Here is a 26,993-nt window from a genome sequence, read left to right as displayed (position 1 = left end):
CGCCCATCTTGGCCCCGCCCATCCCGATCTCCCCGACCGGGCAATCCCGACCGGTCATCGCGACCGGGCCATCCCGGCCATCTCCTGGGCAGTTCCCGATCCCGCAGGCTACGCAAAGGACGGTGACCCGCACGTGGGCGCTCACCACGACGACCAGCACGACGCACCCGACGGCCACGGCCGGGCGCTCCGCCTCGGCATCGGCGGCCCCGTCGGCAGCGGCAAGACCGCTCTGGTGGCCGCACTCTGCCGCAGCCTCGGCCCGTCGATGCGGCTCGGGGTCGTGACGAACGACATCTACACGACCGAGGACGCCGACTTCCTGCGCCGAGCGGGCGTCCTCGACCCCGATCGCATCCTCGCGGTGCAGACCGGCTGCTGCCCGCACACCGCGATCCGCGACGACATCGCGGCCAACCTCGACGCGGTCGAGACCCTTGAGGAGCGGTTCGGCCCGCTCGACCTGGTGATCGTGGAGAGCGGAGGCGACAACCTGACCGCCACCTTCAGCAGGGGGCTGGCGGACAGCCAGATCTTCGTACTCGACGTCTCCGGCGGCGACAAGGTCCCGCGCAAGGGCGGTCCCGGCGTCACCACGGCCGACCTGCTCGTGGTCAACAAGACCGACCTCGCCCCCATGGTGGGCGCGGACCTGACCGTCATGTCCCGTGACGCGGGAGCCGTACGCGACGGCAGGCCGGTGTTGTTCACCTCGATCAGGGAGGACGGGGGCGCGCATGGCGTCGCCGAGTGGGTGTCCGGCGTCGTCGACTCCTGGCACCACCACCACGGCCACCTCCATGACGGAGAGGTGGTTCCATGAGGGCGTCCTCCGGCGACGTCCGGTCGTCGGTACGGGCCCACGCGTCGATCAGGACGGAGCCCGTCTCCGGTGGCGGCACCCGCCTGGAGACGCTGCGTTCCGATCCGCCGCTGACCCTGCGGCAGACCGGGCCCGGCGTGGTCCACCTGGTCTCGACGGCGGCCGGGCCTCTGGGCGGCGACCGCCTGAGATTGGACATCGACGTCGCGCCCGGCACCATGCTGGACATCCGGTCGATCGCGAGCACGCTGGTCCTGCCCGGCCCCTTCGCCGAGGACTCCGTCATGGTCGTCAACGCCCGGGTCGGCGCGGGCGCCTCGCTCCGATTCGTTCCTGAGCCGACCGTGCTGGCCGCAGGGTGCTCCCACCGCGTGGCCGTACGGCTCTCGCTCGCGCGGGACGCGGCCGTGTTCTGGCGCGAGGAGATCGTCTTCGGACGGCACGGCGAGCGCCCCGGCCGGTGCCGGTCCCGCTTCGACGCCGTCGTGGACGGGACGCCACTGCTCCGGCAGGAGCTCGTCGTCGGCGATCCGGCGAGCGACGGCAGCCCCGCCGTGTACGGCATCGCCCGCTGCGTCGGCAGCACCCTCGTCGCCGGACGCGAAGCCACCGGGAAAGCCCTCGGAGAAGCCGCCCGAGAAGCCACCAGAGAAACCACCGGAGACGCCACGCGGCGCGGTCACGCGGAGGCCGTACGGGCCGGGAAGGCGGCGGGGCGAGCCGTGCTCGGGGACGGCTGCGCGGTGCTCCCCCTGGCCGGCCCCGGCGTCCTGGTCTCGGCCCTGGCCGATGACGCCGTCCAGCTCCGCGAACGCCTCGAATGGGGCGAAGCGCTCGCCGCGCCTGGTGACGCCGCTCCCGCGTTCCCCGCGGGACAGCGGTAAGGCCCCGGCGGGGGCGATACTCCCAGCCCATCCTTCGCCGCCGGGGCATCGGGCTCACGACCCGTCCGGGTGAACAGGAGCGGCGGGAGCGCCCCTCTCACCGGTCCTGAGCCGTAGCCTGGTGATCGTGGCTGATCTCACCTCGTCCCCGCAGGGAGTTCCCGCCAGGAGCGGCGCGGGGACGATGCTCTCGCTGGCCGTGATCGTCACCGGTCTCGTGCTCGCCGTCACCGCGATCCTGCCCTGGGCCGGAGTCACGGCGGAGTTCGGCCTCATGGGCACGGAGTTCACCCATGCGATCCGCGGCATCGACAGGGGCTCCGGCTGGTTCGTCCTGGGCGCGGGCATCGCCGCCACGCTGCTGGGCGTTGTCGGGATGACACGCGGCCGGCTGTTCACCGGGTTCGCGATCCTGCCCGGAGCCGTGGCCGCGCTCGCGCTCGCCATGTTCCTGACGGACCCGCAGGACTGGGGCGATCGGCTCAGCTTCCGGATCCCCGGGCTGGTCGATGTCCATCCGACGATCCAGTACGGCTGGTTCGCCGCCCTGCTCGCCTCCGTCCTCGTCGCCGCCCTGTCCGCCACGGCCCTCATCCGCCGAGGTTGACAGGCGCGGAGACCAACCCCTTCCTCCTGGCGCCCACACCCGGAACCCGACAACGGGTCGCGTCATCGGTATGAAGATCAGCGTCAGCCTCCCTCCGGAAGACGTCGCCTTCACCGACGAGTACGCGACACGCCACCGTGCCCTGTCGCGGTCGGCCGCGCTACACGCGCTCTCGGGGCACGTTCGGAGACCCGCGGGCAGGTCCGCCGCGATGCCTGCCGGGACCCGGAACCCGGGACTCAGTCGTAGAAACCGAGGCGGCGGAGCTGCTTGGGATCGCGCTGCCACTCCTTGGCCACCTTGATCCGCAGGTCGAGGTAGACACGCGTGCCGAGCAGCGCCTCGATCTGCTTGCGGGCCCGGGTGCCGACGTCCTTGAGCCTGGCGCCCCCCGGACCGATCACGATCGCCTTCTGCGAGGGCCGCTCGACGTACATGAACGCGTAGATGTCGAGGAGGTCGTCCCGGCCCTCTCGCGGGGTCATCTCCTCCACCACGACCGCGATCGAGTGCGGCAGCTCGTCGCGCACCCCCTCCAGCGCGGCCTCGCGGATCAGCTCCGCGACCAGGACCTGCTCGGGCTCGTCGGTCAGCTCGCCTCCGGCGTACAGGGGCGGGGACTCGGGCAGCCGCGCGGTCAGCAGATCGGCGAGCACGTCGAGCTGCTCCCCGCTCTCGGCGGACACCGGGACGATCTCCTGGAAGTCCGCCAGGGCCGAGACCGCGAGCAGCTGCGCGGCGATCTGCTCCCTGCTCGCCAGGTCGCACTTGGTCACCACGGCGATGAGCGGCGTCTTCTTGAGCGCCGCGAGCTTCTCGGCGATGAACCTGTCGCCCTTGCCGATCGGTTCGTTGGCGGGCACGCAGAAGCCGATCACGTCGACCTCGGTCAACGTGGACAGCACGAGGCTGTCCAGCCGCTCGCCGAGCAGCGTACGCGGCCGGTGCAGGCCGGGGGTGTCCACGATGACGAGCTGGGAGTCGGGCCGGTGCACGATCCCGCGAATGGCCCGGCGCGTGGTCTGCGGCTTGGACGAGGTGATGGCCACCTTCGTGCCGACCAGCGCGTTCATCAGCGTGGACTTGCCCACGTTCGGCCGGCCGACGAAGCAGGCGAACCCGGCGCGGAATTCGGGAGTACTCACGTCAGATGTACCGGCCCTTCACCACACCGTCGGGACCGGCCAGGAAGATGGTCGCGGTGCCGAGGTCCTCGACGACGGCGATGTCCTGCTCGCCAGGCTCGTCCGCCTCGCTGACCAGCGCCACCGCTTCCAGAGACGCCGCCCCGCTGGAGACCGCCATCGCCACCGCCACCTGCGTCGCGGACAGTTCGAGCGAGGGCAGCGCGACGTTCGTCGCCACGTAGGTGCGCCCCGTCTCGTCCCGTACGGCGGCGCCCTCGGCCGAGCCGTTACGGGCGCGGGCCGACCTGGCCAGGGTGATGATCTTGTGGTCTTCGGGGTCCAGTGTCTCTGTCACAGCTCAAGGGTACTGACCCTTCCGGCAAGCACCCTGGCCAGTTCCTCGGTGCCCTTGGCATCCGGAGACGTGACGCCTCCGTGGACGAGGGTGATCAGCGCGTTCCCCTCTCTCGCCACCACGAGGTGTATCTCGTACGGATATCCGCCGACCCGGCCCCTGAACCGCCGCGCCTCGGCGCCGTCGCCGACGTCCGGGATCCGCAGGTTCGACACCCGCAGCCTGTCGCCCTTTCCCGCGCCTCCGGCGGCGGCGACCCGGCATCCCCGCATGGCCCGCTCCAACCGGCCGAGCCCTCCGTCGGCGGCGCCCTCCCCGTAGACGGCGAGCCCGACGGCCGCCGACTCGCCGAGGTGATCGCCCTCGTACGTGGTCGCGGCCCCGGCCACGAGCCCTCGTCCGGGCGGCCGGCCCGCCGCCGCGTCGAAGAGCGCACGGCAGTCGCCGTCCTTGGCACGGAACGGCGGGCGCCACCGCTCACGCTGACGGTCCGAGAACCCCTGGGGCATGTCCTCGATCCCCCGGAGCAGGACCTTCAACTGCCCGGAGTTCAGCGCGGCCCGCCGACCCGCCTCCTCATGGGCGCCGCAGCCCGCCAGCGCGGCCAGCAGGCAGGCGGCGGACGCGCAGACAGCTCCGCCAATGATCCGCATTCCGGTCTCCCCCGTTCGCCGACGGGTCCGGAAGATCCCCGCCGACGGCTTTCTTCCCGGAAGCAAAAGCCGCAATCACTCTAAGTAACCAAAATGGGCCCCTCACCCGATCAAGTCGGGCGAGAGGCCCCATGGACTCCCCCGTATGGAAGTGGGCCGGTGCGCCGCGAACCCCTCCCGGCGCGCCGGTTCTTCCCCTCTGAACGCCCCGAACCCCTCCTGGGCGTCTGAAGGAATCGTCCTCTATCGCACTTGGAGACGACTTGCGACCCGCTTGCCAGCTCCGCCATGCACCGGCCTAGGGGCTTCCAACTGCCCGAATGCACTCTGGAACGGTGATTAGCGAACTGGAGCGGCGGCTGTCCGGCGCCCCTGTGCGAGGCGCTCTCATGCATCTCGCCACCCTGCGCACCGACGGCTCCCCCGCGCTCTGCAACGTCCGGTACCACGCCACGTTCTCACCCGACCGGCTCTACTTCATCGCCCACCATGATCGGCCGCACGCGCACGACCTGCGGTCCGACATCCGGGTGGCCGGGTGCATCGTGAGTCTCGGCGGGGACGGCCACGCCCCGGCCGAGGGAGTGACCTTCACCGGCACCGCGCGCGAGCTGCCCGAGAACACCGAGATCCCCGACCATCCCGTACGACTCTCGCCCGGCGAGCGGCTCTACCGGCTGGACGTCACCGAGTGGACCCTGTACGACGGGGATCGGCCGGATCAGGCGCCCCGGGTGATACCCGCGAGACCTTGACGGGCGGCCTCGGCCCACATCGTGGCGCCGGCCCCCTCGGCCATGCGGAGCGCGGTGGCGTACCGCTCGGCGGCCTCGTCGGGACGGCCGAGAAAGGCCGCCAGATCTCCGAGCACCTGGGCGATCGGCCACAGCGGGATCAGGCCGGAGCCGTTGGTGACGATGTTGTCCGGGTACGGCACGAGCGCCTCGTAGGCCTCCATCACCCTGTCGCGGTCACCGATGGCCACTCCCAGCAGGCCCCGGACCACGAGGAACAGGCGCCCGTAGTAGTCGGGCCGGATCGGCCGCGGCGTGCCCGCGACCTTGGTCGCCTCCGCCACCCGCCCGGCCCTGGCCAGCGCGAGCGCGTACGGTTCCACGGCGACGGCCCAGTGCTCGGCGATGAGCTCGGCCTCCGGCAGGAGGTCCGTGAGGTCACCACGGAGCAGTCCGAGGCAGTACCTCCCCATGTACGACAGGCCGATCTCGAACCGCCACGCTCCCACGGCGGCGTGCGTCCGGGCACCGGTGCGGAAGAACCGCGCGGCCTCGTCGAAGTCACCGACCAGCGCGCACCGGAACGCCCGGTAGAAGGTCACGAGGGATCCCGGCATCGCGAGGTCGTGCCGTTCTGCGAGCCGTTCCGCGCGACCGGCGTGCTCCTCCGCCCGCGGGAAGTCGAGGACGCCCAGCGCCTGCTGCATCAGGATCAGGTGGGCCACGACCTCGGCGATCGCCATGCCGTGTGCCTGGGCCAGCCGCAGCATCTCCGCGCCGAGCCGCCGCCGGTCCGCGAGGCCGTCCTCGCGGAAGGTGTGGAAGTGCCGGGCGTTGAGCGCACGCACGATGGCATGGGCGTCGCCGAGCCGCCGGGCCATCGCGAGCGCCTCGTCCGCGGCCTCGATCCCGCGCGTGGTCGGCTCACCTTCGAGCTCGAACGCCAGCGAGGTGAGCAGGGCGCACCGGGCCGCGCCGTCGCCGGGCGGGAGCATCGGCAGCGTGGCCTCGATGGCCTCGACGAGCTCGTAGGAGACCACGCCGTAGTCCCTCGTGCTCCACAGCGACGGTGTGTCGAAGGCGCCGATGACGCGGGCGACGAGCTCGGGATCGGCCTTGGGCAGCGCCAGGCCGATGGCCCGCTCCCGCATCTCACGGGCGGCCGCGAGCTGGTTGCCGAACGCCAGCGCCTGGACCCGCCGCATGATCAGCTCCAGGTCCTCCCCGTCGCCGAGGTCGAGCGCCTGCTGCCAGAGCGCGGCCGCCTCCCGGTAGGCGAACCGCCTCTCGGCCTGCTCCGCGGCGAGCGCGCTGTACCGCGCCGCTTTGGCACGTTCCCCTCCCGCCGCGAAGTGGTGGGCCAGCGCCGCCACCTCGTCCGGGCGGAGCCGTTCGAGCACCTCGGCCACGCGGGCGTGCGTGCGGGAGCGCCGCAACCGCGACATGTCGTCGTAGAGCGTGTCCCGGACCAGGGCGTGCGCGAACCGCAGACCGCCCCCCTTGGGCTCGACGAGCAGCCCGGCCATCAGCGCCGCCTCCACCGCGTCGACCACGCCGTCCTCGCCTCCGCCGTTCACGTCCGCGAGCACGTCCACGTCGAGGCTCCCGCCGATCACCGCGGCCTCGCGGAGCGTGGTCTGCGCGGGTAAGGGGAGCCGGACGAACCGGCGTCGCAACACGTCGCGGACGCCCGCCGGGACGGCGGACACGGCCGCGGGCTCACCCTCGGCCGTGATCAGCCGGGCGGTCTCCCGGAGGAAGAACGGGTTGCCCCCGGTGCGTTCGGCCACGGCGTCGACGGTCTCGTCCGAGAGTTCGGCGCCGGAGACCGCGGCGAGCAGTTCGGCGGCGGCGTCCCGGCCGAGCCCGCTCAGGACGATCCGGAGGGGCTCGTACCGGGCCAGCGCCGCCGACGTCTCGGCCAGCCGCTCGGCCTCCTCCTGTCGGAATGTTCCGACGATCAACGCGGGCACGTCCCTCAGGTCGGCGGCCAGGTGCACAAGGGTGGCCAGCGTCTCCTCGTCCGCGCGATGCATGTCGTCGAGGACCAGCAGCAGGGGCGCCTCCCGCGCCACGTCCGCCAGGTACATCGCGAGCGCCCGGCGGAGCCGGAACCGCTCGGCGGTCACGTCCGTGTCCTCCGGCCCGCGCTCGCCCTCGGTCGGCTCGCCGAGAAGCCGCCGAATCTGTACGGCGAGCGCCCCGCGCGGCATGACGTCCGCCATCAGCGTCCGGAGAATCTCCGCCCAGGCCCATCCCGCGGGGGCTCCCTCGGTCTCGGGAGACCTGCCCACGGCCACCCGCCATCCCGCGCGGGATCGTTCGGCCGCGAGGGCCCCCGCGAGGGCGGACTTGCCCATACCCGCCTCGCCGCCGATCAGGGCGACGCCCGTGGCGCGGCCGAGCAGCAGGGCCAGCTCCCGATCCCTACCGACCAGTCGGTCTGCCGCGATGGTGGGAGACTCGGGAACGATCGTGACATCGTCGGCACTCCCGGCCACACCGGCCACACCGGCCACACCGTCGGCCACACCCCCGGCCGCCCCGCCGGTCACGCCTCCAGCCGCGCCTCCGATCACCGCGTGAGCGGGCTCCAGCGAGGCTGCGTGGGCGAGTATGTCGCTCTCCAGCCGCTGCAGGGCGGGCCCTGGGTCGACACCCAGTTCGTCGGCGAGCCGGCCGCGGGCCTGGCGGAGCACGGCGAGCGCGTCCCCCTGCCTGCCCTGGCGGTACAGCGCGATGGCCAGCAGCCGCCAACCCTCCTCGCGCAGCGGGTGCTCCGCGACGTGCCCCTGGAGGTCCGCGACGGCCGAGCCCGCGGCGCCGAGCGCCACGGCGGCCGACGCCCGCTGCTCCACGGCCATGGCGTGCAGCTCCTCCAGGCGCATGATCTCGGTGACCGCCCAGTCGGCCATGGCGAACTCGGCGTAGGCGGCACCACGCCATAATCTGAGCGCCTGGTCCGTCTCGTGGATGGCCATCCTCGCGTCTCCGCCGACCAGCGCCTCGGCCCCCTTGCGCACCAGCTCCTCGAACCGCCACGCGTCGACGTCTCCGTCGCGGATCGCGTATCCGGGCGGGATCGTCACCAGCACCCGCGCCGGCGTGCGCGCCGTGCGGTCCGGCTCCAGCGCCCGCCGGAGATTCGAAACGTACGCCTGTATGGAGGCCAGCGCGCTCGGGGGCGGTTGATCCCGCCACAGATCGTCGATCATGCGCTCGACCGGAACGATGTGCCCCCGTGCGACCAGCAGCCGCGCGAGCACTGAGCGCTGCCGCGGTCCGCCAAGCTCTGCCGGTCCCCTGTCCCCTATGGCGTCGAACGCACCAAGAACCCGGAATGTCGCCACGGAAAAACCCTACAGAGCAGGTAGTCCCATGCGGCAGAGCTGCGGAGTCCCGAGAATCCGGGACATTACTCCTGTTCCGCCCGGGTCGTGACGGGTCCCTGCCCCTCCTGCTCGACCGGACGCACCACCACGGTGCTGATCCGGTTCCGGCGCCCCGCGAGGTTCTCCGCGATCAGTCGCAGCCCGTCGACGGTGGCCTCGGAACCGGCGATCGGCACCCGGCCCAGAGCGTGCGCGAGCAGCCCGCCGACCGTGTCGACGTCCTCCACCTCGATCTCGCGGTCGAACAGCTCGCCCAGTTCGTCGACCGGCAGCCGTGCCGTCACCCGTACGGAGCCGTCCTCCAGCCACTCGACCGGGGGGATCTCCTGGTCGTACTCGTCGGTGATCTCCCCGACGATCTCCTCGATCACGTCCTCGATCGTGACCAGGCCGGCGGTGCCGCCGTACTCGTCGATCACGATGGCGAGGTGGATCTGCCTGGCCTGCATCTCGCGCAGCAGGTCGTCGATCGGCTTGCTGTCCGGGACGAACGTGGCCGGGCGCATCAGCTCCTGGACCCGGGCCGTCCCGTCGCCGGTGTCCTGCATCCGGCGGACGATGTCCTTCATGTAGGCGATGCCCACCACGTCGTCCTCGTTCTCACCGGTCACGGGGATGCGGGAGAAGCCGCTGCGCAGGGCCAGGGAGAGCGCCTGGTTGAGGGTCTTGTGCCGCTCGATGATGACCATGTCCGTGCGCGGGACCATGACCTCGCGGACCAGCGTGTCACCCAGCTCGAAGACCGAGTGGATCATCTCGCGCTCGTCCGGCTCGATGACCCGGCGTTCCTCGGCGAGATCCACCAGGTCGCGCAGCTCGGCCTCCGACGTGAACGGTCCCTCGCGAAACCCCTTGCCGGGCGTCAGCGCGTTGCCCAGCAGGATCAGCAGCTTCGGCAGCGGGCCGAAGATCCTGGTCAGGCCGTACACGACAGGCGCGCTCGCGAGCGCGACCCGGTCGGCGTGCTGGCGGCCGAGCGTACGCGGCGAGACGCCGACGATGACGTAGCTGACCAGGACCATCACGATCGCCGCCGCGGCGTAGGCCTGCCCCTTGTCACCGAGCCAGTCGATGAACAGGAGCGTCGCGATCACCGTCGCGACCAGCTCGCAGATCAGCCGCAGCAGGAGCAGCAGATTCAGGTAACGCGGCGGGTCGGCGACGATGGTCTGCAGACGCCCCGCGCCGCGCCGCCCCTCCTTGACGAACTCCTCGGCACGCACCCGGGAGATGCGCGACAACGCCGTCTCCGCGCTCGCGAGCAGGCCGCCGACCACGATCAGGACGACGGCGGAGAACAACCAGCCGTTCATCGGTCGCTCACCGCTTCCCGCGCGCCTCCCGCCACGACTCGAGCAGCTCGCCCTGGAGTCCGAACATCTCGGCGTGCTCCTCGGGCTCGGCGTGGTCGTAGCCGAGCAGATGCAGGATGCCGTGGGTGCAGAGCAGCTCCAGCTCGTCCTGCGTGCCGTGTCCCGCCTCGGCCGCCTGCTTGGCGGCGACCTGCGGGCAGAGCACCACGTCGCCGAGGAGCGCCGGATCCGGCGACGCGTCCTCGTCGCGGCCCCCGCCGGGGCCGGGGCGCAGCTCGTCCATCGGGAAGGCGAGCACGTCCGTGGGGCCGGGCTCGCCCATCCACTGCTCGTGCAACTCGGCCATCGCCGGCTCGTCGACGATCAGGATGGACAGCTCCGCGAGGGGGTTGATCCCCATCTTTCCCAGGACGTGACCGGCCAGCTCGGCGAACACCGCCTCGTCGACTTCGACGCCCGACTCATTGGCGACCTCGACGCTCACCGGTTCTCCTCGCTCGGCGACCCGGGCAGGGAGCGCGGGCCGCGCCGTTCCGTTCTCACGTTCACCGTCTCCCCCGGGGGCGCCTGTCGATCGCCCGCGGCTCCGACGCCATGGCCGCGTCGTACTTGCCGTACGCGTCGACGATGTCGCTCACCAGGCGGTGCCGGACCACATCGGCACTGGTCAGCCTGCTGAAGTGGATGTCGTCGATGCCGTGGAGGATGTTCTGGACGACCTTGAGGCCGCTGTCCTGCCCACCGGGGAGGTCGATCTGGGTCACGTCACCGGTGACGACGATCTTCGAGTTGAACCCCAGCCGGGTCAGGAACATCTTCATCTGCTCGGGCGAGGTGTTCTGCGCCTCGTCGAGGATGATGAACGCGTCGTTCAGCGTGCGTCCCCGCATGTACGCCAAGGGGGCGACCTCGATCGTGCCCGCCGACATCAGCCGCGGGATCGAGTCGGGGTCGAGCATGTCGTGCAGCGCGTCATAGAGCGGCCGCAGGTAGGGGTCGATCTTCTCGTAGAGGGTGCCCGGCAGGAAGCCCAGCCGCTCCCCCGCCTCGACCGCGGGCCGCGTCAGGATGATGCGGTTGACGTGCTTGTTCTGCAGGGCCTTCACGGCCTTGGCCATCGCGAGGTACGTCTTGCCGGTGCCGGCGGGGCCGATGCCGAACACGATCGTGTGCTTGTCGATCGCGTCGACGTACCGCTTCTGGTTGACGGTCTTGGGGCGGATCGTCCGGCCGCGCGCGGAGAGGATGTCCAAGGACAGCACCTCGGCGGGCCGGTCGCTGGTCATCCGCAGCATCGCGATGCTGCGCTCGACGGAGTCGGTGGTCAGCTCGGCGCCGGAGCCGACGAGCTCCACCAACTCCTCGAAGAGCCGCACGACGACGCCGCTCTCCTCCGGAGAACCGGTGATGGTGATCTCGTTGCCGCGCACGTGGATGTCGGCGCGGAAGGCCTTCTCGATGACCCGCAGCAGCTCGTCACGCGAGCCGAGCAGGCTGATCATCGCCTGTCCCTCGGGGATGAGGACCTTGGCCTGGGTCTTGTTGGTGGTCTGTGACTCGGACATGGGCGGCCGTTACGGCCTGCTCGCCTCCCTAGTTCCTACGGTCATGCTATCCGCTAGCCGGGAGGCCACGTCAGGCTGCGTCCGCCCAGCACATGTGCGTGAACATGGAACACGGTCTGGCCCGCTCCCAGACCGGTGTTGAACACGACGCGATATCCCGAGTCGGAGATGCCCTCCTGAAGGGCCACGTCGTGGCATGCTTTGAGCACGTCGTCGGCGAGACCGTCGTCCGCCTGGGCGAGCGCCGCGGCGTTCTCGTGATGTGACTTGGGGACGACCAGGACGTGCGTGGGCGCTTGCGGATTGATGTCGCGGAACGCCAGCGCCCGCTCGGTCTCAAGGATGATGTCGGCGGGGATCTCCCTGGCCACGATCTTGCAGAACAGGCAGTCGGTCACGATCGAGAAGCGTAGCCGTTGCCAATCAGTGATGCCGTTGAAAGATCCCCCGGATAGTGTGAATGTGCGACACTGCACCGACAAAAACACCCCTAGTGTCGGGCGAGGACACAACTGGGTCATGCCCCCTAATGATTCGGAAGAGCGTAAACCCCCCGGGGAGGACGAGCGTCCTACTGACGTGACCACCGAGACCCTCGTGGCCGACAGGTCGCTGGGGGCGGTGCCCGTCGGATGGGATGCCGACATGGCCGTGACCGCGCTGTACAGCGCGCACTATCGGTCACTCGTGCGTCTCGCCGTGCTGCTGGTCAGAGATGTGGCCAGCGCGGAGGAAGTCGTGCAGGACGCGTTCGTCGCCATCCATGGGGCTTGGCGGCGCCTGCGGGACACCGACAAGGCACTCGCCTACCTGCGCCAATCGGTCGTGAACCGATCGCGCTCCGTGTTGCGTCATCGCGCCGTCGTGGAGAAGTACGCTCCCAAGGGGCTTCCTGACGCGCCGAGCGCCGAGAACGGCGCGATCGGCGAGCTTGAGCGATCGGCGGTCATCGAGGCACTGCGCCATCTGCCGACACGGCAACGCGAGGCACTGGTCCTGCGCTACTACGGGGATCTGTCCGAGGCCGAGATCGCACATGCGATGGGCATCAGCAAGGGCGCGGTGAAAAGTCACACGGCCCGCGGCATGGCCGCCCTAAGGATGGCACTGGAGCAGTTCTCATGACCTTCCCCACCGACGACGAGTACGGCGAGTTCCTCCGCCGTGCGATGCGGGCGGAGGCGGACTCGGTCGTGCCTTCGCCCGAAGGGCTCGACATCATCCGGCGCCGCATCGACGAGCGTGGCGTGCGTGGACTGCGCGGCCTCTTCTGGTGGCGTGTCGGCGCCGCCGTGGCCGGCGCCGCGCTGGTGGCGGGCACGGTCGTCATGATCGTCCCCGACCTGCGCACCCAGGTGATGCACAGCTCGGTCTCCAACACGGGCGACGACTCCCGGCTCCCCGACGTCTCCTCCATCAACCGCCCCCCGACGGTGCACACCCCGCCCCAGGTCGTCAACAGCCCGCCGTCCCGGAGCGAGGCCTCGTCCGTGGTGACGCCGAAGAACACCCCTCCGGCGAAGCCGACGCCGTCCCCGAGTGACCCGTGCGCGACTCCGGCGACGCCAGTCCAGGCCGTCGAACCGTACGCGTCGGGCTCCCCCATGTGTCCCGCGACGGAGACAGCGGCCCCGCCGACCAGCCCGTCCACCGGCCCGAGCCCGAGCCGCACGCCGACCGGCTGCTCCGGAGGGCAGTGCGGGACCCCCACGCCCAAGCCGTCGCTCTCACCGACGCCCAGCCCCTCGGCGAGTGACGTCGTCACTCCGGAACCCCCCGCAGAGACGCCCACTCCGTAGGCGCCGACCGGCGTCGGGAGCGGAGCCGTCACACGGCTCCGCGGATCACCAGCGGCCGCAGCGTGACAGGAGCACCGCCGCGGCGGCCACCCCCGCCGTCGAGGTGCGCAGCACCGTCGGGCCCAGCAGGGTGGGTACGGCTCCCGCCGCCCGGAAGGCGGCGATCTCCTCGTCCGTGATGCCGCCTTCGGGGCCGACGACCACGACGACGTCGCCGTTCCGCGGCAGGGACAGGCCGGTCAGGGGTTGGGCGGCCTCCTCGTGCAACACGACAGCCAGCTCGGCCCCGGCGAGCAGTTCGGCCACCTGGGCGGTGCTCGCCTGTTCGGCCACCTCCGGCAGGTGGAAGCGGCGGGCCTGCTTTCCGGCCTCGCGCGCGGTGCTCCGCCAGCGGGCGAGGGCCTTGGCGGCGCGCTCGCCCTTCCACTGGGTGACGCAGCGCGCCGCGGACCACGGGACGATCACGTCCACGCCCGCCTCGGTCATCATCTCGACCGCGAGCTCTCCCCTGTCGCCCTTGGGCAGCCCCTGGACCACGACGAGGCGCGGCCGGGCGGCCTCCACGTCGTATCGCCGGAGCACCTCGGCGGTGAGGGAGTCCTTGGCCACGTCGCGGACCACGCACTCGGCGACCCGGCCGGCGCCGTCCGTCAAGTCGAGCCGCTCCCCCGGGCGCAGCCTCCGGACGGCGGCCGCGTGCCGCCCCTCGGGGCCGTCCAGCAGGACACGATCACCGGGGGCGACTGGCGCGCCACCGGGCAGCACACCGGACAGATCGGCCAGGAAAACAGGAGCGGTCATGGCGTCACCAGGAGCCTGATCATGGTGTCAGCGACCGTTGAACGCGTCTCTCAGCCGGGAGAAGAAGCCCTGCTGCCCCGGCGAGAACTTCCCGGGGGGCCGCTCCTCACCGCGCAGCTTGGACAGCTCTCTGAGCAGCTCTTCCTGCTGCGCGTCGAGCTTCATGGGCGTCTCGACGTTCACATGGATGAGCAGGTCGCCCCTGCCGGTCTCGTTGAGGCGCTGGACGCCCCTGCCGTACAGCGGGATGACCTGCCCCGCCTGGGTGCCGGGCCGTACGTCGATCTCCTCGGTGCCGTCCAGGGTCTCGATCGACAAGATGGTGCCGAGAGCGGCGGCCGTCATCGGGATCTGGACCGTGCAGTGCAGGTCGTCGCCGCGCCGCTCGAAGATCTGGTGCGGACGCTCGGCGATCTCCAGGAAGAGGTCTCCGGGCGGGCCGCCGCCGGGGCCGATCTCGCCCTCGCCGGCCAGCTGGATGTGCGTGCCGTCCTCGACGCCCGCGGGGATGCGGACCTTGATCGTACGGCGGGTGCGGACGCGGCCCTCGCCGGAGCACTCGAGGCAGGGGTTGCGGATGACGCTGCCAAAGCCGCCGCACTGGGGGCACGGCCGCGAGGTCATCACCTGGCCGAGGAACGAGCGGGTGACCTGCGACACCTCGCCCCGGCCGTGGCACATGTCACAGGTGTCGGGGTGGGTGCCCGCGGCGGCGCCGGAACCGTGACAGACCTCGCACAGCACGGCCGTGTCGACCACGATCTCGCGGGTGGTACCGAACGCGGTCTCCGCCAGGTCGAGCTCGACCCGGATCGTCGCGTTGCGGCCGCGCCTGGCCCGGGAGCGTGGTCCGCGCGAGCCTCCGGCGGAGCCGAAGAAGGCGTCCATGATGTCGCTGAACGGGAATCCCGCGCCGAACCCGCCGGCCCCGGCGCCCGCGCCGGAGCTGAACGGATCGGCTCCGAGGTCGTACATCTGGCGCTTGTTGGTGTCGGAGAGGACCTCGTAGGCCTGTGTGATCTCCTTGAACCGCTCCTGGGTCTCGGGATCCGGATTGACGTCCGGATGCAGCTCCCGGGCAAGACGGCGGTACGCCTTCTTGATCTCTTCCTGGCTGGCGTCCCGCCGCACCCCGAGGGTGCCGTAGTAGTCCTTGGCCACTTATGACCCCGCCAGGATCTGCCCGACGTAACGCGCGACCGCGCGCACCGCACCCATCGTCACCGGATAGTCCATTCGCGTCGGGCCCAGCACTCCGAGCCGGGCCAGTTCCTTGTCGCCCGCACCGTATCCCGCGGCCACGATAGAAGTGCCGCGCAGTCCGGTGTAGGGGTTCTCGGAGCCGATCCGGACGGTCAGCCCCGACAGGTCGCCGGTCTCGCCGAGCAGCCGCATCAGCACGACCTGCTCCTCCAGCGCCTCGAGCACCTCGCGGAGGCCCACGCTGAAGTCGGCGGCCGCCAGGTTGGCGGCACCGGCGAAAACGATCTTTTCTTCGTGCCGCTCGACCAGGGTCTCCAGCAGCACCGACAGGATGGTGGCGGCCACCGGCCTGTCCTCGGCGGGCAGCCGATCGGGCAGCTCCGCCACCGTGTCCGGCACCCTGGACAGGCCGCAGCCGTCCAGGCACGCGTTCAGCACGGCGCGCAGGTGAGCGATGCGGTCGTCCGCGACGGTCTCGGGCAACTCGATCACGCGCTGCTCGACCCGGCCGGTGTTGGTGATCAGCACGAGCATGACGCGCCGCTCCGCCAGCGGCACGATCTCCACGTGGCGGACCGTGGACCGGGTCAGCGAGGGGTACTGCACCACGGCGACCTGCCGGGTGAGCTGGGCCAGCAGCCGGACCGTCCGCATGACGATCTCGTCCAGGTCCACGGCACCGGCGAGGAAGGTCTCGATCGCACGGCGTTCCGCCGCGGACAACGGCTTGACCTGGGAGAGGCGGTCGACGAACAGGCGGTAGCCCTTGTCCGTCGGCACCCGTCCCGCGCTGGTGTGCGGCTGGTGGATGTAGCCCTGCTCTTCGAGCGCCGCCATGTCGTTTCTGATGGTGGCCGGTGACACGCCGAGGTTGTGCCTGTCGGCGAGTGCCTTGGACCCCACCGGCTCATTGGTGGACACATAGTCCTCGACGATGGCACGAAGCACGGCCAGCTTGCGTTCGTCGAGCAAAGTGTCACCTCCCTGTGCATCGGGAAACGCGGTGTCTGGCACTCCGTGTTCCCGAGTGCCAAGTGTACGGCTACCGCCCACAGGGTGCGATAACACCAATCCGGCCAACCCGGCAAGCCGGTCGCAATCAGCTCACAAGTCGCATTCCTTATGGTCCGCCCCATGACCGAGAACCAGAACCCCCTCCCCGGCGACGCCCGGGGCCCGTCTTCGCCGTATGACCAGGCCACGCCGTACGGGCAGCCCACGCAGTACGGACAGGGCTCGCCGTACGCGCAGGGCACACCGTACCCGCAGGGCGCCTACGGCACGCCGCCTCCGCAGGGACCCGTGCGGCCCAGGATCCTGTGGATCATCCTGGCCTGGCTGCTCTTCGTCATCCTGCTCGTCGTGGGAGTGGCCGGCTTCGCGGGCGGGCTGACCTCCACCATCAAGGACGCCGCCTCCATCACGACGTTCAAGAGCGGCGAGAAGGTGAACGTCCGACTCGACCCGAAGGACAAGCCGGCGATCTACGCCTCGTCCGACCATGCGGCCAACGTCACCTGCAAGGTCGAGGACGACGCGGGCCTGGACGTCAGTCTCACCCAGCCGACCGCCTCCCAGACGATCACGTACGGCGACGCCGCGTGGGGGATGGTCTTCCAGATCGGCGCCCCCACCGCGGGCGCCTACAACGTCTCCTGCGAGGGCGAGGGCGAGGACGTCTGGTTCGGCGTCGGCAATGAGATCATGAGCAGCATGGGCAAACTGGTCGGCGGCATGGTCGCGATGATCGCTCTTCCAAGCGTGGGCTTCCTGATCGCCGTCATCGTCACCATCGTCGTGCTGGTCCGGCGCAGCGGCGCCCGCAAAAGGGCGATGCGCTGACCCGCGCCGGCTCCTGTCCACAGCCTCCGGCTGACTCCCCCGCGCGGATGCCCGATTTTGCTAGCGTTCCCGGCATGTATGGGCAGGACGTGCTTTCCGGAGACTGGCGGCGGCCCGGACGGGGGAAGATCCCCCAGGTGCCCGCGGAGCGGGATCTCGTGGTCGAGGACGCGGAAGGGCGCTTCTGCGGCGCGGTGGTGGCCTGCGACAAGGAGGCCGTCACCCTGGAGGACCGGTTCGGGCGGCGGCGCGTCTTCCCGCTCGCCCCGGCCGCGTTCCTCCTGGAGGGCAAGCCGGTGACGCTGGTCCGCCCGTCCGAGGCGCCGCGCGGGCAGCGGCGCAGCGCCTCCGGGTCGATCGCCGTCGAGGGACTGCGCGCGCGGGTCGCCAGGGAGAGCCGGATCTACGTGGAAGGCGTCCACGACGCCTCCCTGGTGGAGAAGATCTGGGGGCACGACCTCCGGGTCGAGGGCGTCGTCGTCGAGTTCCTCGAAGGGGTCGACGACCTGCCCGCGATCGTCGAGGAGTTCTCCCCGGAACCGGGCAGGCGGCTCGGCGTGCTGGTCGACCATCTCGTTCCCGGGTCCAAGGAGAGCCGCATCGCCTCCCAGGTGTCCGGGGCGGACGTGCTGATCGTGGGCCATCCGTACGTGGACATCTGGCAGGCGGTCAAGCCGTCGGTCCTCGGCATACCGGCCTGGCCCTCCGTGCCGCGGGGGATCCCGTGGAAAGAGGGTGTGATCGCCGCGCTCGGCTGGCGGATGGACCCCTCGGAGGCCTGGCGGCACATCCTCGGCCGTGTGACGGCCTTCACCGACTTGGAACCCGAGCTGCTCGGCCGGGTCGAAGAGCTGATCGACTTCGTCACGGATCCCGGCGAGGACGGGTGACGAAGCCCGGCCCGGTGGCCGGGAAAGGACGAATCCGCCGCGTCTCCCTCGCGGCAGCAGGGCCAAGCGAACTCCAACCCCTCTACACAGCGAAGGAAGGCCGCATGACTGGCGATCCACGGGAGCCGTACGGAGGCGAGAGCGCTCCGGGACACGGAGCTCCTGGTCAGGGCGCTCCGGGACACGGAGCTCCCGGTCACGGGGGTCCGGGCTACGGCGCCCCCGATTACGGGAACCAGGACTACGGAAACCAGGGTTACGGAAGCCAGGACTATGGGACTCCCGGTTACGGCACGCCGGGCTACGGGACTCCCGGTTACGGCGCACCGGGATACGGCGCACCGGGATATGGGGCCCCGGGATACGGCGCTCCCGTTCACGGCCCGGCCGGGCCGTACGTGCCCGGGCAGTACGGCCCGCGTCCCGGCACCGACGACACCAACATGGCGATGCTGGCCCACCTGGCCGGCCTGGGGAACCTCATCGCCTGGCCGCTGGGTTCCGTCGGCTCACTGGTGATCTACATGACGAAGAAGGACCAGTCGCCGTACGTCCGGGACCAGGCGGCCGAGGCGCTGAACTTCTGGATCACCGCCACGATCGCCTTCGTCACGGTGACCGTGTTGTCGTTCATCCTGACGTTCGTCCTCGTGGGAGTCATCGGGTTCCTGCTGCTCCCCGTCATCTGGCTCTACACACTGGTGATGGGGATCATGGGCTCGATGGCCGCCAACCGGGGCGAGAGCTACCGCTATCCGATGACGATCCGCCTCATCACCTGATCAGGTCAGGTCGCGGATCAGGGCGTCCGCGAGGAGCCGGCCACGCAGCGTCAGCACGGCGCGGCCGCGCTTGAACGCCTCCACATCGAGCAGGCCGTCGGCCAGCGCCCTGGCGCATACCGTACGGGCCGACGGCCGCAGGTCGGCAAGCGGGAACCCGGAGGCGAGGCGGAGTTCCAGCATCAGCCGCTCGACGGCCCTGTCATCCGCCGCCAGCTCCTCGCGCGCGTACCCCGGCGACTCGCCCACCGCGAGACGAGCCGCGTACGACGCCGGATGCTTGACGTTCCACCACCGGGTGCCGCCCACATGGCTGTGCGCGCCCGGCCCGACGCCCCACCAGTCGCCGCCGGTCCAGTAGAGCAGGTTGTGGCGGCAGCGGGCCTCGTCGGAGACCGCCCAGTTGGAGACTTCGTACCAGCGGAACCCGGCGGAGGTGAGCATCTCCTCGGCGATGAGATAGCGGTCGGCGGCCACGTCGTCGTCCGGCATGGGCAGCTCGCCGCGCCGGATCCTGGCGGCCAACCGGGTGCCCTCCTCGACGATCAGCGAGTACGCCGAGATGTGGTCGGGACCCGCGGCCAGCGCGGCGGCGAGCGACGCCCGCCAGTCGTCGTCGGTCTCGCCCGGGGTGGAGTAGATCAGGTCGAGGTTGACGTGGTCGAACCCCGCCTTCCTCGCCTCCTGTACGGCTCCCGCCGCCCGGCCGGGGGTGTGGCGGCGGTCCAGCACGGCGAGAACGTGCTCGCGGGCGCTCTGCATGCCGAAGCTCATCCGGGTGAACCCGCCGTCCCGCAGGACTTCCAGGGTCTCCTGGGTGACCGATTCCGGATTGGCCTCCGTGCTGACCTCCGCCCCGGCGGCCAGGCCGAACTCCTCGTCGATGACGTGGAGGATGCGGACCAGGTCGTCCGGCGGCAGCAGGGTCGGTGTGCCTCCGCCGAAGAACACGGTCTCCACGGGCAGTTCGGCGTCGCCGAGGACGCGCCGGGCGAGCCGTACCTCCTCGATGGCGGTGGAGGCGTAGTCCCGCTGCGAGGCGCCGGGGCCGAGCTCGGACGCGGTGTAGGTGTTGAAGTCGCAGTAGCCGCACCGGGTGACGCAGAACGGTACGTGCACGTAGAAGCCGAACGGGCGGGACCCGAGCCCGTCGAGAGCGCTGTAAGGCAGCTCGCCGGAGGCGGGAACCGGATCGCCGTCGGGAAGAACGGAAGGCACGTCTCCAGTCTGCCGGTATCCGGCCGATGCCCTTGCCGTCCTGCTCTCATCGACCGCGGAGCGGGGGCACGGCGATGCACGCCGTGCGGACGGCCATCTGATCACCGTCGCCGACCCGGAAGGGCGGCGTGGGCGAGGCGATGCTCACGCCGTCCTCGGCGGCACACCGCCAAGGCGAACGGCCGGGCATTCGCCCGGGACATCGATCACAGACCAACGCCGGCGACCTGACCAGCGTCATGAACTCCCCCCGGCTACGACGTGGGCAACGAACCTGACCCAGACCGGGATCCGGGGCCGGCCAGGGCCTTCCGTCCGGGCCTTCTTCCACCATTGACCGCCGCGTTCCCCGGGGCTACGATCCAGCAAACTTTAAGGAAAGTTTCCTAAGAGTAGGGGACAACGTGCGTCGACTCCTCCTCGCCGTGGCACTGGCCACGGGACTCGCGGCCGCGGCCGCGTCCACGCCCGCGCTGGCACAGACAGCGCAGGCCCGATCGGCACAGGACGAACCGGTACAGGCCGCGGCACCCGAAGCCGCCGCGGCCGCTGGGACCGCCACTGGGACCGCCGCCGGACCCCAGGAAGAGGCGGCACGGGGCCGGTCCGGCGGCAACGACCGCTACAAGCGGGTCGGCTACTTCATCCAGTGGGGCGTCTACGGCCGGAACTTCCATGTGCAGGACCTGGACACCAGCGGCGCCGCCGCCAAGCTCACCCACATCAACTACGCGTTCGGCTTCGTCGGCGCCGAGGGCACGTGCTACTCGGCGGATCCGTGGGCCGACTGGCAGCGGGGCGTTCCCGCCGAGCAGAGCGTGGACGGGGTCGCGGACGGCGACGACCAGGCGCTCAAGGGCAACCTCAACCAGCTCAGGAAGCTGAAGGCCAAGCACCCGAACCTGAAGGTGCTGATCTCGCTGGGCGGATGGTCCGGTTCGAAGTACTTCTCCGACGCCGTACTCACACCGGAATCGCGCGCCACGCTCGCCGCGTCCTGCGTGGACCTGTGGTTGAAGGGCAACCTGCCCGGTCTCCCCGAAGGCACCGGGGCCGGGATCTTCGACGGCATCGACCTCGACTGGGAGTGGCCCGGCTCCTCCGGCAACGACGGGAACATCATCCGGCCGGAGGACAAGCAGAACTTCACGCTGTTCCTGAGCGAGCTGCGGCGGCAGATGACGGCCGTAGACCGGCACTCCGAGCTCACGGCCTTCCTCCCGGCCGCGGCAGCCAAGATCGACGCCGGCTTCGAGGTGGGCCCGGTCTTCGCCCAGCTCGACTTCGCCACCGTCCAGGGCTATGACCTGCACGGATCCTGGGAGCTCCGGACCGGACACAACGGCAACCTGCTGACCGATCGGCGGGACCCGAACCCGGTGCGCTTCAGCGTGGACCAGACCGTGAAGGACTACGTGTCGCGCGGCGCCCCCAAGAACAAGATCGTCGTCGGCGTCCCGGCGTACGGGCAGGGCTGGACGGGCGTGCGGTCCAGCGGTAACGGGCTGTACGCGGCGGCGACCGGCCCCGCTCCGGGAACCTTCGCCGCGGGCACCGAGGACTACAAGATCCTGGCGGGCAAGCCGGGCAAGCGATACCGGGACCTGCTGACCGGCACCCTGTGGCTCTACGACGGCAACGAGTTCTGGTCGTACGACGATCCGGCGGTTCTCGTGCAGAAGGCGGCCTACATCCGCCTCAAGGGTCTCGGCGGCTCGATGATGTGGTCACTCGATCAGGACGACGCCAAGGCGTCCCTCACCTCGGCGCTCTATTCCGTGCTGCGCTGACCACCCACCTGCTGCGGGGATCGGTGCGCCTGGGTTCGCACCGGTCCCCGCGACATCCGCCCATTCCGACCCGGCACCGCCCGATACCGATCCCCGCCGCATCCCAACCCGGCGCTGCCCGATTCGGTCCCCGCCGCATCCCCATCCGGCGCTGCCGTGTCCGATCCGGTGGCGCGACTCAGTGCCCCGTTCCCCGCTCCCGTGGAGGTGCCATGCTCCGCCGCTCGCTCACCCTGACCGCCGGCGTGCTCCTGTCCTTCGCCGCCGTTTTCACCGCCAGCTCGCCCGCCCAGGCCCAGACGGTCGACCTGACGTTCGGCCCGCTGTCCATCGGCGACTACTGCCACGCCAAGGTCAGCTCGTCGGCGTGGATCGGCTTCTACCAGAGCGACAACGTCCTCAGGTGTTACGCCTCCGGCTCCACCTCCTCCGCGCTCGTCTACGCCGGCCAGGGGGACCCGTACCTGGCCTGCAAGTACCTCACCTCGGACGTGATCTCGGCCGCCTTCCGCGGCGCGTCCGACGCTCTTGTCTGCCGCGCCGTCCGCTGATCTCCGTACAGGAGCCCGCGGGCGCGTACCCGCGGACCGTCACCCGCCCCGGAGCGACTGGGGCGGGATGGCGGGACCCGCGAGCGAGGCCAGCTCAAGCAGCGGGATGAGGACAGCCTGCCGTGGATCCTCCCCCGTGTCGCCTCGCGGCTGGAAGCAGGTGGCGGCGGCGTCGAGCACGGCGGCGATCACGGTCGACTCCGGGAACGGGATCTCGACACCGACGGTGCCGTCCGCGTCGGGTGGGGAGTCGCCGGTATGGAGCCGAAGGATCCGCTGCGTCTCCACAGCCATCGCCACGCCGAGCATCGCGGCGCGCAGGAACCGCTCGGCGGCGTGAGCATCTGCGATCATTTTCGACCTCCGAATCGCACAGGCGTTCGACTCAGAAGGTACGCGAGGCGACCGACAATTCCCGGCGGGTCAGCGGTTCCCGCCGTTGGGAGCCGGCCGTACGCCGGGATCGAGCACGAAGACGTGGCTGTCCACGCCGGCATAGGGGATCGTGCGATCGAACCGCATGCCGATGCCCTCGGCCACCTTGCGCGAGGGGATGTTGATGTCCCGGACGACCGCGACGATCGGCAGGTCGGGGAATCGTTCCCGACCTGCGGCCAGGGCCGCCGCGGCCATCTCCCGGGCATAGCCGCGCCCCCAGGCGGCGGGCCGGAACCGGTAGTAGAGGTTGAGCACCTCGTCGCCCCCCACCTCGTGGAAGCGGAGCCCGCCGAAGCCGAGGACCACTCCCCCGGCGCGCACGGTCCAGTAGCCGATGCCGCGCTCCCGCCAGTCGGCGATCCAGCCCTGCAACCGGAGCCGGCTCGCCTGCTCGTCGGCGTCCGGGCCGGACGGGTTGTACCGGCTGGTCTCCGGATCGGCGTGCACGACGTACACGTCGGCGAGGTCGCCGATCACCGGCCGGCGCAGCTCCAGACGCTCGGTGACCAGGACGTCCATGCACGCTCCTCAGCCGACGGCCCGGCGGCTCGGACCGTGCCGCGTCCGCTTCGCGCCTACTTCTTGGCCTTGTCCGCCGACGACGTCTCCGTGGAAAGAGCAGCCACGAACGCTTCCTGAGGGACCTCGACGCGACCGACCATCTTCATCCGCTTCTTGCCTTCCTTCTGCTTCTCCAGCAGCTTGCGCTTACGGCTGATGTCGCCGCCGTAGCACTTGGCGAGGACGTCCTTGCGGATGGCGCGGATGTTCTCGCGGGCGATGACGCGGGCGCCGATGGCGGCCTGGATGGGCACCTCGAACTGCTGCCTCGGGATGAGGTCCTTGAGCTTCTTGGCCATCTCGACGCCGTACGCGTACGCCTTCTCGCGGTGGACGATGGCGCTGAATGCGTCCACGGCCTCGCCCTGCAGCAGGATGTCGACCTTGACGAGGTCGGCGGACTGTTCGCCCGACGGTTCGTAGTCGAGGGAGGCGTAGCCGCGGGTCTTCGACTTGAGCTGGTCGAAGAAGTCGAAGATGATCTCGCCGAGCGGCAGCGTGTAGCGGATCTCGACGCGGTCCTCGGACAGGTAGTCCATGCCCTGGAGGTTTCCGCGCCGTCCCTGGCACAGCTCCATGATCGCGCCGATGAACTCGGCGGGAGCGAGCAGCGTGGCCTTGACCATGGGCTCGTGGATCTCCGCGATCTTGCCTTCGGGGAACTCGGACGGGTTGGTGACGATCAGCTCGCGCGCGTCCTCCATCACCACCCGGTAGATCACGTTCGGCGCGGTGGAGATGAGCGAGAGGTTGAACTCACGCTCGAGCCGCTCCCTGACGATCTCCATGTGGAGCAGGCCAAGGAAGCCGCAACGGAAGCCGAAGCCGAGCGCGGCCGAGGTCTCGGGCTCGTAGACCAGCGCGGCGTCGTTGAGCCGCAGCTTGTCGAGGGCCTCGCGCAGCTCGGGGTAGTCGTCACCGTCGATCGGATAGAGCCCGGAGTAGACCATGGGCTTGGGGTGCTCGTAGCCGCCGAGCGCCTCCACGGCGGGCTTGGTCGCGCTGGTGACGGTGTCACCGACCCGGGACTGTCGGACGTCCTTCACACCGGTGATGAGGTAGCCCACCTCGCCGACGCCGAGCCCCGCGGACGGCATGGGCTCGGGCGAGATGACGCCGATCTCCAGGAGCTCGTGCTGGGCGCCGGTGGACATCATCAGCAGCCGCTCACGCTTGGACAGTTGCCCGTCCACGACCCGGACGTACGTGACGACGCCGCGGTAGGTGTCGTAGACCGAGTCGAAGATCAGCGCGCGGGCGGGCGCGTCGGCGTTGCCGACGGGCGCGGGAATGGTCTCGACCACGTGGTCGAGCAGCTCGGTGACGCCGACTCCGGTCTTGCCGGACACCCGCAGCACGTCGGAAGCGTCGCAGCCGATGAGCCCGGCCAATTCCTCGGCGTACTTGTCGGGCTGGGCGGCGGGCAGGTCGATCTTGTTGAGGACCGGGATGATGTGCAGGTCGGCGTTCATGGCCAGGTAGAGGTTGGCCAGTGTCTGGGCCTCGATGCCCTGGGCCGCGTCGACGAGCAGGATCGCGCCCTCGCATGCCTCCAGCGAGCGGGACACCTCGTAGGAGAAGTCCACGTGGCCGGGCGTGTCGATCATGTTGAGCACATGACCGTTCCACGGGAGCCGCACGGCCTGCGACTTGATCGTGATGCCGCGCTCGCGCTCGATGTCCATGCGGTCGAGGTACTGCGCGCGCATGGAACGGTCGTCGACCACACCGGTGAGCTGCAGCATCCGGTCGGCGAGGGTTGACTTGCCATGGTCGATGTGCGCGATGATGCAGAAGTTGCGGATCAACGCGGGGTCGGTCTGGCCAGGCTGAGTGCGCACCGAGGTCCGTTTCAACAGGGTTTGTGACTGCGATCGACGGATCGGGCCGTGCCGTCGCCGACTCGGCCTTCTCTCTCGTCAACGGCTGGCGAACCAGCCAACCTCCATGGTGGCATGTCCGGATGCTTGCCTTGACCATCACCAAGCGGTTGATCAGGTGGACCGCGATCGTCCTGGCCGTATTGGTCGCCATCGGGCTGATCGCCATAGCGGCGTTGCGCCTGCAGTTCACTGGCTCTCCGGCGGCGTGGGCCAGGAGCACGGGGAACGACGCTCTCTGGATGGGACACGCGTGGGTGGACGGCCGCCGCACCGCCGCCGACGTCGACGCCCTCGCCGTACGGCTGGGCTCCGTCAAGGACGTGTACGTACACAGTGGCCCGTTCTCTCACAACGGCACCCTTGCCCCTGACAAATACCCCAATGCCCAAAATTTCTTGAAATGGTGGAAGAAACGACTCCCCGGGGTCCGGGTCTCCGCATGGCTGGGGCAGCGCGTCGATCCGGGTCGCCTGGATCTGAGCGATCCCGAGGCCAGGACGCGCATCGTCGCCGGCGCCAAGGCCCTCGTCGATCTCGGCTTCGACGGCATCCATTACGACTTCGAGCCGGTCAGGGACGGGGATCCGGCCTTCCTCGCCGTGCTGCGGGAGACCCGCGAAGCCATCGGAACGCGTCCTCTGTCGGTCGCCACCCAGCAGATCGAGCCGCTGGCGGGCCTGGGGCCGCCGGCCCGGCTGGCCATCGGGCACGAGAAGTACTGGAGCCAGGGCTACTTCCGCCAGGTGACCGGACTCACCGACCAGGTCGCCATCATGACGTACGACTCGTGGACGTTCCTCCCTTCGCTCTACGGCGGCCACGTCACGCGGCAGGCGGAGATCGCACTCGGCATCGTGCCCGAGGACAAGACCCTCCTCATCGGCGCCCCCGCCTACCACGACCACGCCGGCGACCACGCCGAGAGCGTCGCGACGGCGGCCGAGGGCGCCCGCCTGGCCCTCACGGAACACAGCCGCAGGACGAAGGTGGGGCTGGCGATGTACGTCGATTTCACGGCCACGGAACAAGACTGGCGGGAATACGAGGAATCCTGGGTCCGGCCGCACACCTGACGGGGCCGGACCGGGTTAGGATTGCGGGGCAGGTGACCACCCGTTCGTTCGATTTGAGCGACATACCAGGCTGTTGGTACCCTGTTCAACTGCGTGTGGCGCGCCCTCTCTCGAGCCCGCGCGCCCCATCCGACCAAGACTCACACCGAGGCTTTCTTCGTGGCGAACATCAAGTCCCAGATCAAGCGCAACCGGCAGAACGAGAAGGCCCGGCTGCGTAACAAGGCTGTCAAGTCGTCCCTGAAGACGGCGGTCCGCAAGTTCCGCGAGGCCGCCGACCAGGGCAACGTCGAGGAGACCCTGGCCGCGCTGCAGACCGCGAGCCGTCAGCTGGACAAGGCCGTCAGCAAGGGCGTCATCCACAAGAACCAGGCCGCCAACCGCAAGTCGGCGATCGCCAAGCGCGCCGCCGCCCTGCAGGCCGCCAAGTAGTTCACGCAGTCACCCGCGACGCGGGCCGCGCGGACGTCCACGCCGCATCCCCTTTTCCGGGGGTGCGGCGTTTTGGTGCCTCCAACCGGTTCATCGCGTTCATCGCGTTCATCGCGTTCATCGCGTTCATCGCGTTCATCGCGTGGCCGCCGCGCGCCGGCAGGCACCATTTCATCGGGTTCATCACGTCATGACGCTAGTTCATCAGAGTCATCACGTTCATCGGCTTCATCGGCTTCATCGTGTTCATCGGTTCGTCACGGTCATCAGGCTCATC

General features: G+C 70.2%; 29 protein-coding genes. 13 read left to right on the top strand and 16 right to left on the bottom strand.

Annotated features, from left to right (window positions below; all coding sequences use genetic code 11):
- Positions 1 to 133: 133 nt before the first annotated feature.
- The 3 genes from ureG (at position 134) to IMZ11_RS34270 (ending at position 2,314) form a co-directional block, all read left to right on the top strand.
- Positions 134 to 823 carry an urease accessory protein UreG gene (ureG, locus tag IMZ11_RS34280; protein ID WP_228646551.1) on the top strand — a complete coding sequence of 230 codons (690 nt, stop codon included), beginning with the start codon at positions 134 to 136 and terminating at the stop codon, positions 821 to 823.
- Positions 820 to 1,707: an urease accessory protein UreD gene (locus IMZ11_RS34275; protein ID WP_228646549.1), complete on the top strand. Its 888-nt coding sequence runs from the start codon at positions 820 to 822 to the stop codon at positions 1,705 to 1,707. Before ureG ends, IMZ11_RS34275 begins: the two co-directional genes overlap by 4 nt.
- Positions 1,708 to 1,834: 127 nt before the next feature.
- A complete protein-coding gene (locus IMZ11_RS34270) occupies positions 1,835 to 2,314 on the top strand; it encodes a hypothetical protein (protein ID WP_228646548.1) in 480 nt (159 codons plus the stop codon).
- A 239-nt stretch (positions 2,315 to 2,553) separates the two neighbouring features.
- On the opposite strand, the gene era is transcribed toward IMZ11_RS34270, so the two are convergent.
- Genes era through IMZ11_RS34255 form a run of 3 tightly spaced genes read right to left on the bottom strand, consistent with a single transcriptional unit; the run spans position 2,554 to position 4,449 of the window.
- Entirely contained in the window at positions 2,554 to 3,459 is a 906-nt protein-coding gene (gene era, locus IMZ11_RS34265) for a GTPase Era (RefSeq protein ID WP_061257551.1), read from the bottom strand.
- Position 3,460: 1 nt separating this feature from the next.
- Positions 3,461 to 3,796 carry a hypothetical protein gene (locus IMZ11_RS34260; RefSeq protein WP_061257552.1) on the bottom strand — a complete coding sequence of 112 codons (336 nt, stop codon included), beginning with the start codon at positions 3,794 to 3,796 and terminating at the stop codon, positions 3,461 to 3,463.
- Entirely contained in the window at positions 3,793 to 4,449 is a 657-nt protein-coding gene (locus tag IMZ11_RS34255; RefSeq protein WP_228646547.1) for a hypothetical protein, read from the bottom strand. Before IMZ11_RS34255 ends, IMZ11_RS34260 begins: the two co-directional genes overlap by 4 nt.
- 335 nt (positions 4,450 to 4,784) lie before the next feature.
- On the opposite strand from IMZ11_RS34255, the gene IMZ11_RS34250 reads away from it, so the two are divergent.
- Complete coding sequence (locus IMZ11_RS34250) at positions 4,785 to 5,204, top strand: pyridoxamine 5'-phosphate oxidase family protein (protein ID WP_228646546.1); 420 nt, start codon at positions 4,785 to 4,787, stop codon at positions 5,202 to 5,204.
- Here IMZ11_RS34250 and IMZ11_RS34245 read toward each other — a convergent pair.
- From IMZ11_RS34245 to IMZ11_RS34225, 5 genes are all read right to left on the bottom strand, one after another.
- A complete protein-coding gene (locus tag IMZ11_RS34245) occupies positions 5,171 to 8,533 on the bottom strand; it encodes an AfsR/SARP family transcriptional regulator (RefSeq protein ID WP_228646545.1) in 3,363 nt (1,120 codons plus the stop codon). The two genes, IMZ11_RS34250 and IMZ11_RS34245, sit on opposite strands and share 34 nt — an antisense overlap.
- A gap of 65 nt (positions 8,534 to 8,598) precedes the next feature.
- The gene (locus IMZ11_RS34240) at positions 8,599 to 9,888 is read right to left on the bottom strand and encodes a hemolysin family protein (protein WP_228646544.1); all 1,290 of its coding nucleotides are present in this window, start codon (positions 9,886 to 9,888) and stop codon (positions 8,599 to 8,601) included.
- A 7-nt stretch (positions 9,889 to 9,895) separates the two neighbouring features.
- A complete protein-coding gene (gene ybeY, locus IMZ11_RS34235) occupies positions 9,896 to 10,372 on the bottom strand; it encodes an rRNA maturation RNase YbeY (RefSeq protein ID WP_061257557.1) in 477 nt (158 codons plus the stop codon).
- A 61-nt stretch (positions 10,373 to 10,433) separates the two neighbouring features.
- On the bottom strand, positions 10,434 to 11,453 hold the full coding sequence (locus IMZ11_RS34230; protein WP_228646543.1) for a PhoH family protein: 1,020 nt from the start codon (positions 11,451 to 11,453) through the stop codon (positions 10,434 to 10,436).
- Positions 11,454 to 11,506: 53 nt separating this feature from the next.
- Positions 11,507 to 11,851: a histidine triad nucleotide-binding protein gene (locus tag IMZ11_RS34225; protein WP_228646542.1), complete on the bottom strand. Its 345-nt coding sequence runs from the start codon at positions 11,849 to 11,851 to the stop codon at positions 11,507 to 11,509.
- 247 nt (positions 11,852 to 12,098) lie between these two features.
- On the opposite strand from IMZ11_RS34225, the gene IMZ11_RS34220 reads away from it, so the two are divergent.
- Together IMZ11_RS34220 and IMZ11_RS34215 are read left to right on the top strand one after the other, a co-directional pair.
- Positions 12,099 to 12,578: a SigE family RNA polymerase sigma factor gene (locus IMZ11_RS34220; protein ID WP_061257740.1), complete on the top strand. Its 480-nt coding sequence runs from the start codon at positions 12,099 to 12,101 to the stop codon at positions 12,576 to 12,578.
- On the top strand, positions 12,575 to 13,252 hold the full coding sequence (locus IMZ11_RS34215; protein WP_228646541.1) for a hypothetical protein: 678 nt from the start codon (positions 12,575 to 12,577) through the stop codon (positions 13,250 to 13,252). The genes IMZ11_RS34220 and IMZ11_RS34215 overlap by 4 nt, the downstream gene beginning before the upstream one ends.
- Positions 13,253 to 13,297: 45 nt before the next feature.
- Here the strand turns inward: IMZ11_RS34215 and IMZ11_RS34210 are convergent, their stop codons facing one another.
- Genes IMZ11_RS34210 through hrcA form a run of 3 tightly spaced genes read right to left on the bottom strand, consistent with a single transcriptional unit; the run spans position 13,298 to position 16,228 of the window.
- On the bottom strand, positions 13,298 to 14,053 hold the full coding sequence (locus IMZ11_RS34210) for a 16S rRNA (uracil(1498)-N(3))-methyltransferase (RefSeq protein ID WP_228646540.1): 756 nt from the start codon (positions 14,051 to 14,053) through the stop codon (positions 13,298 to 13,300).
- 27 nt (positions 14,054 to 14,080) lie between these two features.
- On the bottom strand, positions 14,081 to 15,214 hold the full coding sequence (gene dnaJ, locus IMZ11_RS34205) for a molecular chaperone DnaJ (RefSeq protein WP_228646539.1): 1,134 nt from the start codon (positions 15,212 to 15,214) through the stop codon (positions 14,081 to 14,083).
- The gene (hrcA, locus tag IMZ11_RS34200; RefSeq protein WP_061257562.1) at positions 15,215 to 16,228 is read right to left on the bottom strand and encodes a heat-inducible transcriptional repressor HrcA; all 1,014 of its coding nucleotides are present in this window, start codon (positions 16,226 to 16,228) and stop codon (positions 15,215 to 15,217) included. It lies immediately after the preceding gene.
- Between the two features lie 162 nt (positions 16,229 to 16,390).
- Here hrcA and IMZ11_RS34195 point away from each other — a divergent pair, with 162 nt between their 5' ends.
- From IMZ11_RS34195 to IMZ11_RS46015, 3 genes are all read left to right on the top strand, one after another.
- On the top strand, positions 16,391 to 17,098 hold the full coding sequence (locus IMZ11_RS34195; RefSeq protein ID WP_228646538.1) for a hypothetical protein: 708 nt from the start codon (positions 16,391 to 16,393) through the stop codon (positions 17,096 to 17,098).
- A gap of 74 nt (positions 17,099 to 17,172) precedes the next feature.
- Positions 17,173 to 17,988, top strand: coding sequence for a DUF3097 domain-containing protein (locus IMZ11_RS34190; protein WP_228646537.1), 816 nt, complete (start codon positions 17,173 to 17,175; stop codon positions 17,986 to 17,988).
- A 104-nt stretch (positions 17,989 to 18,092) separates the two neighbouring features.
- Positions 18,093 to 18,770, top strand: a complete 678-nt coding sequence (locus IMZ11_RS46015) for a DUF4870 domain-containing protein (protein WP_305075929.1) — start codon at positions 18,093 to 18,095, stop codon at positions 18,768 to 18,770.
- On the opposite strand, the gene hemW is transcribed toward IMZ11_RS46015, so the two are convergent.
- Positions 18,771 to 19,988 carry a radical SAM family heme chaperone HemW gene (gene hemW, locus IMZ11_RS34175; RefSeq protein ID WP_228646536.1) on the bottom strand — a complete coding sequence of 406 codons (1,218 nt, stop codon included), beginning with the start codon at positions 19,986 to 19,988 and terminating at the stop codon, positions 18,771 to 18,773.
- Between the two features lie 404 nt (positions 19,989 to 20,392).
- Here hemW and IMZ11_RS34170 point away from each other — a divergent pair, with 404 nt between their 5' ends.
- Both IMZ11_RS34170 and IMZ11_RS34165 read left to right on the top strand, forming a co-directional pair.
- Complete coding sequence (locus IMZ11_RS34170) at positions 20,393 to 21,778, top strand: glycoside hydrolase family 18 protein (RefSeq protein WP_228646535.1); 1,386 nt, start codon at positions 20,393 to 20,395, stop codon at positions 21,776 to 21,778.
- A 212-nt stretch (positions 21,779 to 21,990) separates the two neighbouring features.
- Complete coding sequence (locus IMZ11_RS34165) at positions 21,991 to 22,329, top strand: hypothetical protein (protein ID WP_228646534.1); 339 nt, start codon at positions 21,991 to 21,993, stop codon at positions 22,327 to 22,329.
- A 39-nt stretch (positions 22,330 to 22,368) separates the two neighbouring features.
- Here the strand turns inward: IMZ11_RS34165 and IMZ11_RS34160 are convergent, their stop codons facing one another.
- From IMZ11_RS34160 to lepA, 3 genes are all read right to left on the bottom strand, one after another.
- Positions 22,369 to 22,683, bottom strand: a complete 315-nt coding sequence (locus IMZ11_RS34160) for a hypothetical protein (RefSeq protein ID WP_228646533.1) — start codon at positions 22,681 to 22,683, stop codon at positions 22,369 to 22,371.
- A gap of 69 nt (positions 22,684 to 22,752) precedes the next feature.
- Positions 22,753 to 23,286 carry a GNAT family N-acetyltransferase gene (locus IMZ11_RS34155; RefSeq protein WP_228646532.1) on the bottom strand — a complete coding sequence of 178 codons (534 nt, stop codon included), beginning with the start codon at positions 23,284 to 23,286 and terminating at the stop codon, positions 22,753 to 22,755.
- Positions 23,287 to 23,342: 56 nt separating this feature from the next.
- A complete protein-coding gene (gene lepA, locus IMZ11_RS34150) occupies positions 23,343 to 25,169 on the bottom strand; it encodes a translation elongation factor 4 (protein WP_228646531.1) in 1,827 nt (608 codons plus the stop codon).
- 122 nt (positions 25,170 to 25,291) lie between these two features.
- On the opposite strand from lepA, the gene IMZ11_RS34145 reads away from it, so the two are divergent.
- Together IMZ11_RS34145 and rpsT are read left to right on the top strand one after the other, a co-directional pair.
- Positions 25,292 to 26,284 carry a hypothetical protein gene (locus IMZ11_RS34145; RefSeq protein WP_228646530.1) on the top strand — a complete coding sequence of 331 codons (993 nt, stop codon included), beginning with the start codon at positions 25,292 to 25,294 and terminating at the stop codon, positions 26,282 to 26,284.
- Positions 26,285 to 26,443: 159 nt separating this feature from the next.
- Complete coding sequence (gene rpsT, locus IMZ11_RS34140; protein WP_061257571.1) at positions 26,444 to 26,716, top strand: 30S ribosomal protein S20; 273 nt, start codon at positions 26,444 to 26,446, stop codon at positions 26,714 to 26,716.
- A 1-nt stretch (position 26,717) separates the two neighbouring features.
- Here rpsT and IMZ11_RS34135 read toward each other — a convergent pair whose 3' ends face one another.
- Positions 26,718 to 26,903: a hypothetical protein gene (locus tag IMZ11_RS34135; protein WP_228646529.1), complete on the bottom strand. Its 186-nt coding sequence runs from the start codon at positions 26,901 to 26,903 to the stop codon at positions 26,718 to 26,720.
- Between the last annotated feature and the right edge of the window lie 90 nt (positions 26,904 to 26,993).

This window comes from Microtetraspora sp. AC03309 (genome assembly GCF_020826795.1).
Lineage (GTDB): Bacteria > Actinomycetota > Actinomycetes > Streptosporangiales > Streptosporangiaceae > Microtetraspora > Microtetraspora glauca.
This window is presented reverse-complemented; position numbering and strand designations above follow the sequence as displayed.

Coding starts and splice junctions, on each gene's coding strand:
- IMZ11_RS34215 (WP_228646541.1), top strand. CDS start 12,575: ATGACCTTCCCCACCGACGACGAGTACGGCGAGTTCCTCCGCCGTGCG.
- IMZ11_RS34210 (WP_228646540.1), bottom strand. CDS start 14,053: ATGACCGCTCCTGTTTTCCTGGCCGATCTGTCCGGTGTGCTGCCCGGT.
- IMZ11_RS34155 (WP_228646532.1), bottom strand. CDS start 23,286: ATGGACGTCCTGGTCACCGAGCGTCTGGAGCTGCGCCGGCCGGTGATC.
- IMZ11_RS46015 (WP_305075929.1), top strand. CDS start 18,093: ATGACTGGCGATCCACGGGAGCCGTACGGAGGCGAGAGCGCTCCGGGA.
- IMZ11_RS34220 (WP_061257740.1), top strand. CDS start 12,099: ATGGCCGTGACCGCGCTGTACAGCGCGCACTATCGGTCACTCGTGCGT.
- IMZ11_RS34145 (WP_228646530.1), top strand. CDS start 25,292: ATGCTTGCCTTGACCATCACCAAGCGGTTGATCAGGTGGACCGCGATC.
- IMZ11_RS34255 (WP_228646547.1), bottom strand. CDS start 4,449: ATGCGGATCATTGGCGGAGCTGTCTGCGCGTCCGCCGCCTGCCTGCTG.
- IMZ11_RS34165 (WP_228646534.1), top strand. CDS start 21,991: ATGCTCCGCCGCTCGCTCACCCTGACCGCCGGCGTGCTCCTGTCCTTC.
- IMZ11_RS34230 (WP_228646543.1), bottom strand. CDS start 11,453: ATGTCCGAGTCACAGACCACCAACAAGACCCAGGCCAAGGTCCTCATC.
- IMZ11_RS34275 (WP_228646549.1), top strand. CDS start 820: ATGAGGGCGTCCTCCGGCGACGTCCGGTCGTCGGTACGGGCCCACGCG.
- IMZ11_RS34190 (WP_228646537.1), top strand. CDS start 17,173: ATGTATGGGCAGGACGTGCTTTCCGGAGACTGGCGGCGGCCCGGACGG.
- IMZ11_RS34160 (WP_228646533.1), bottom strand. CDS start 22,683: ATGATCGCAGATGCTCACGCCGCCGAGCGGTTCCTGCGCGCCGCGATG.
- IMZ11_RS34240 (WP_228646544.1), bottom strand. CDS start 9,888: ATGAACGGCTGGTTGTTCTCCGCCGTCGTCCTGATCGTGGTCGGCGGC.
- IMZ11_RS34195 (WP_228646538.1), top strand. CDS start 16,391: ATGACCGAGAACCAGAACCCCCTCCCCGGCGACGCCCGGGGCCCGTCT.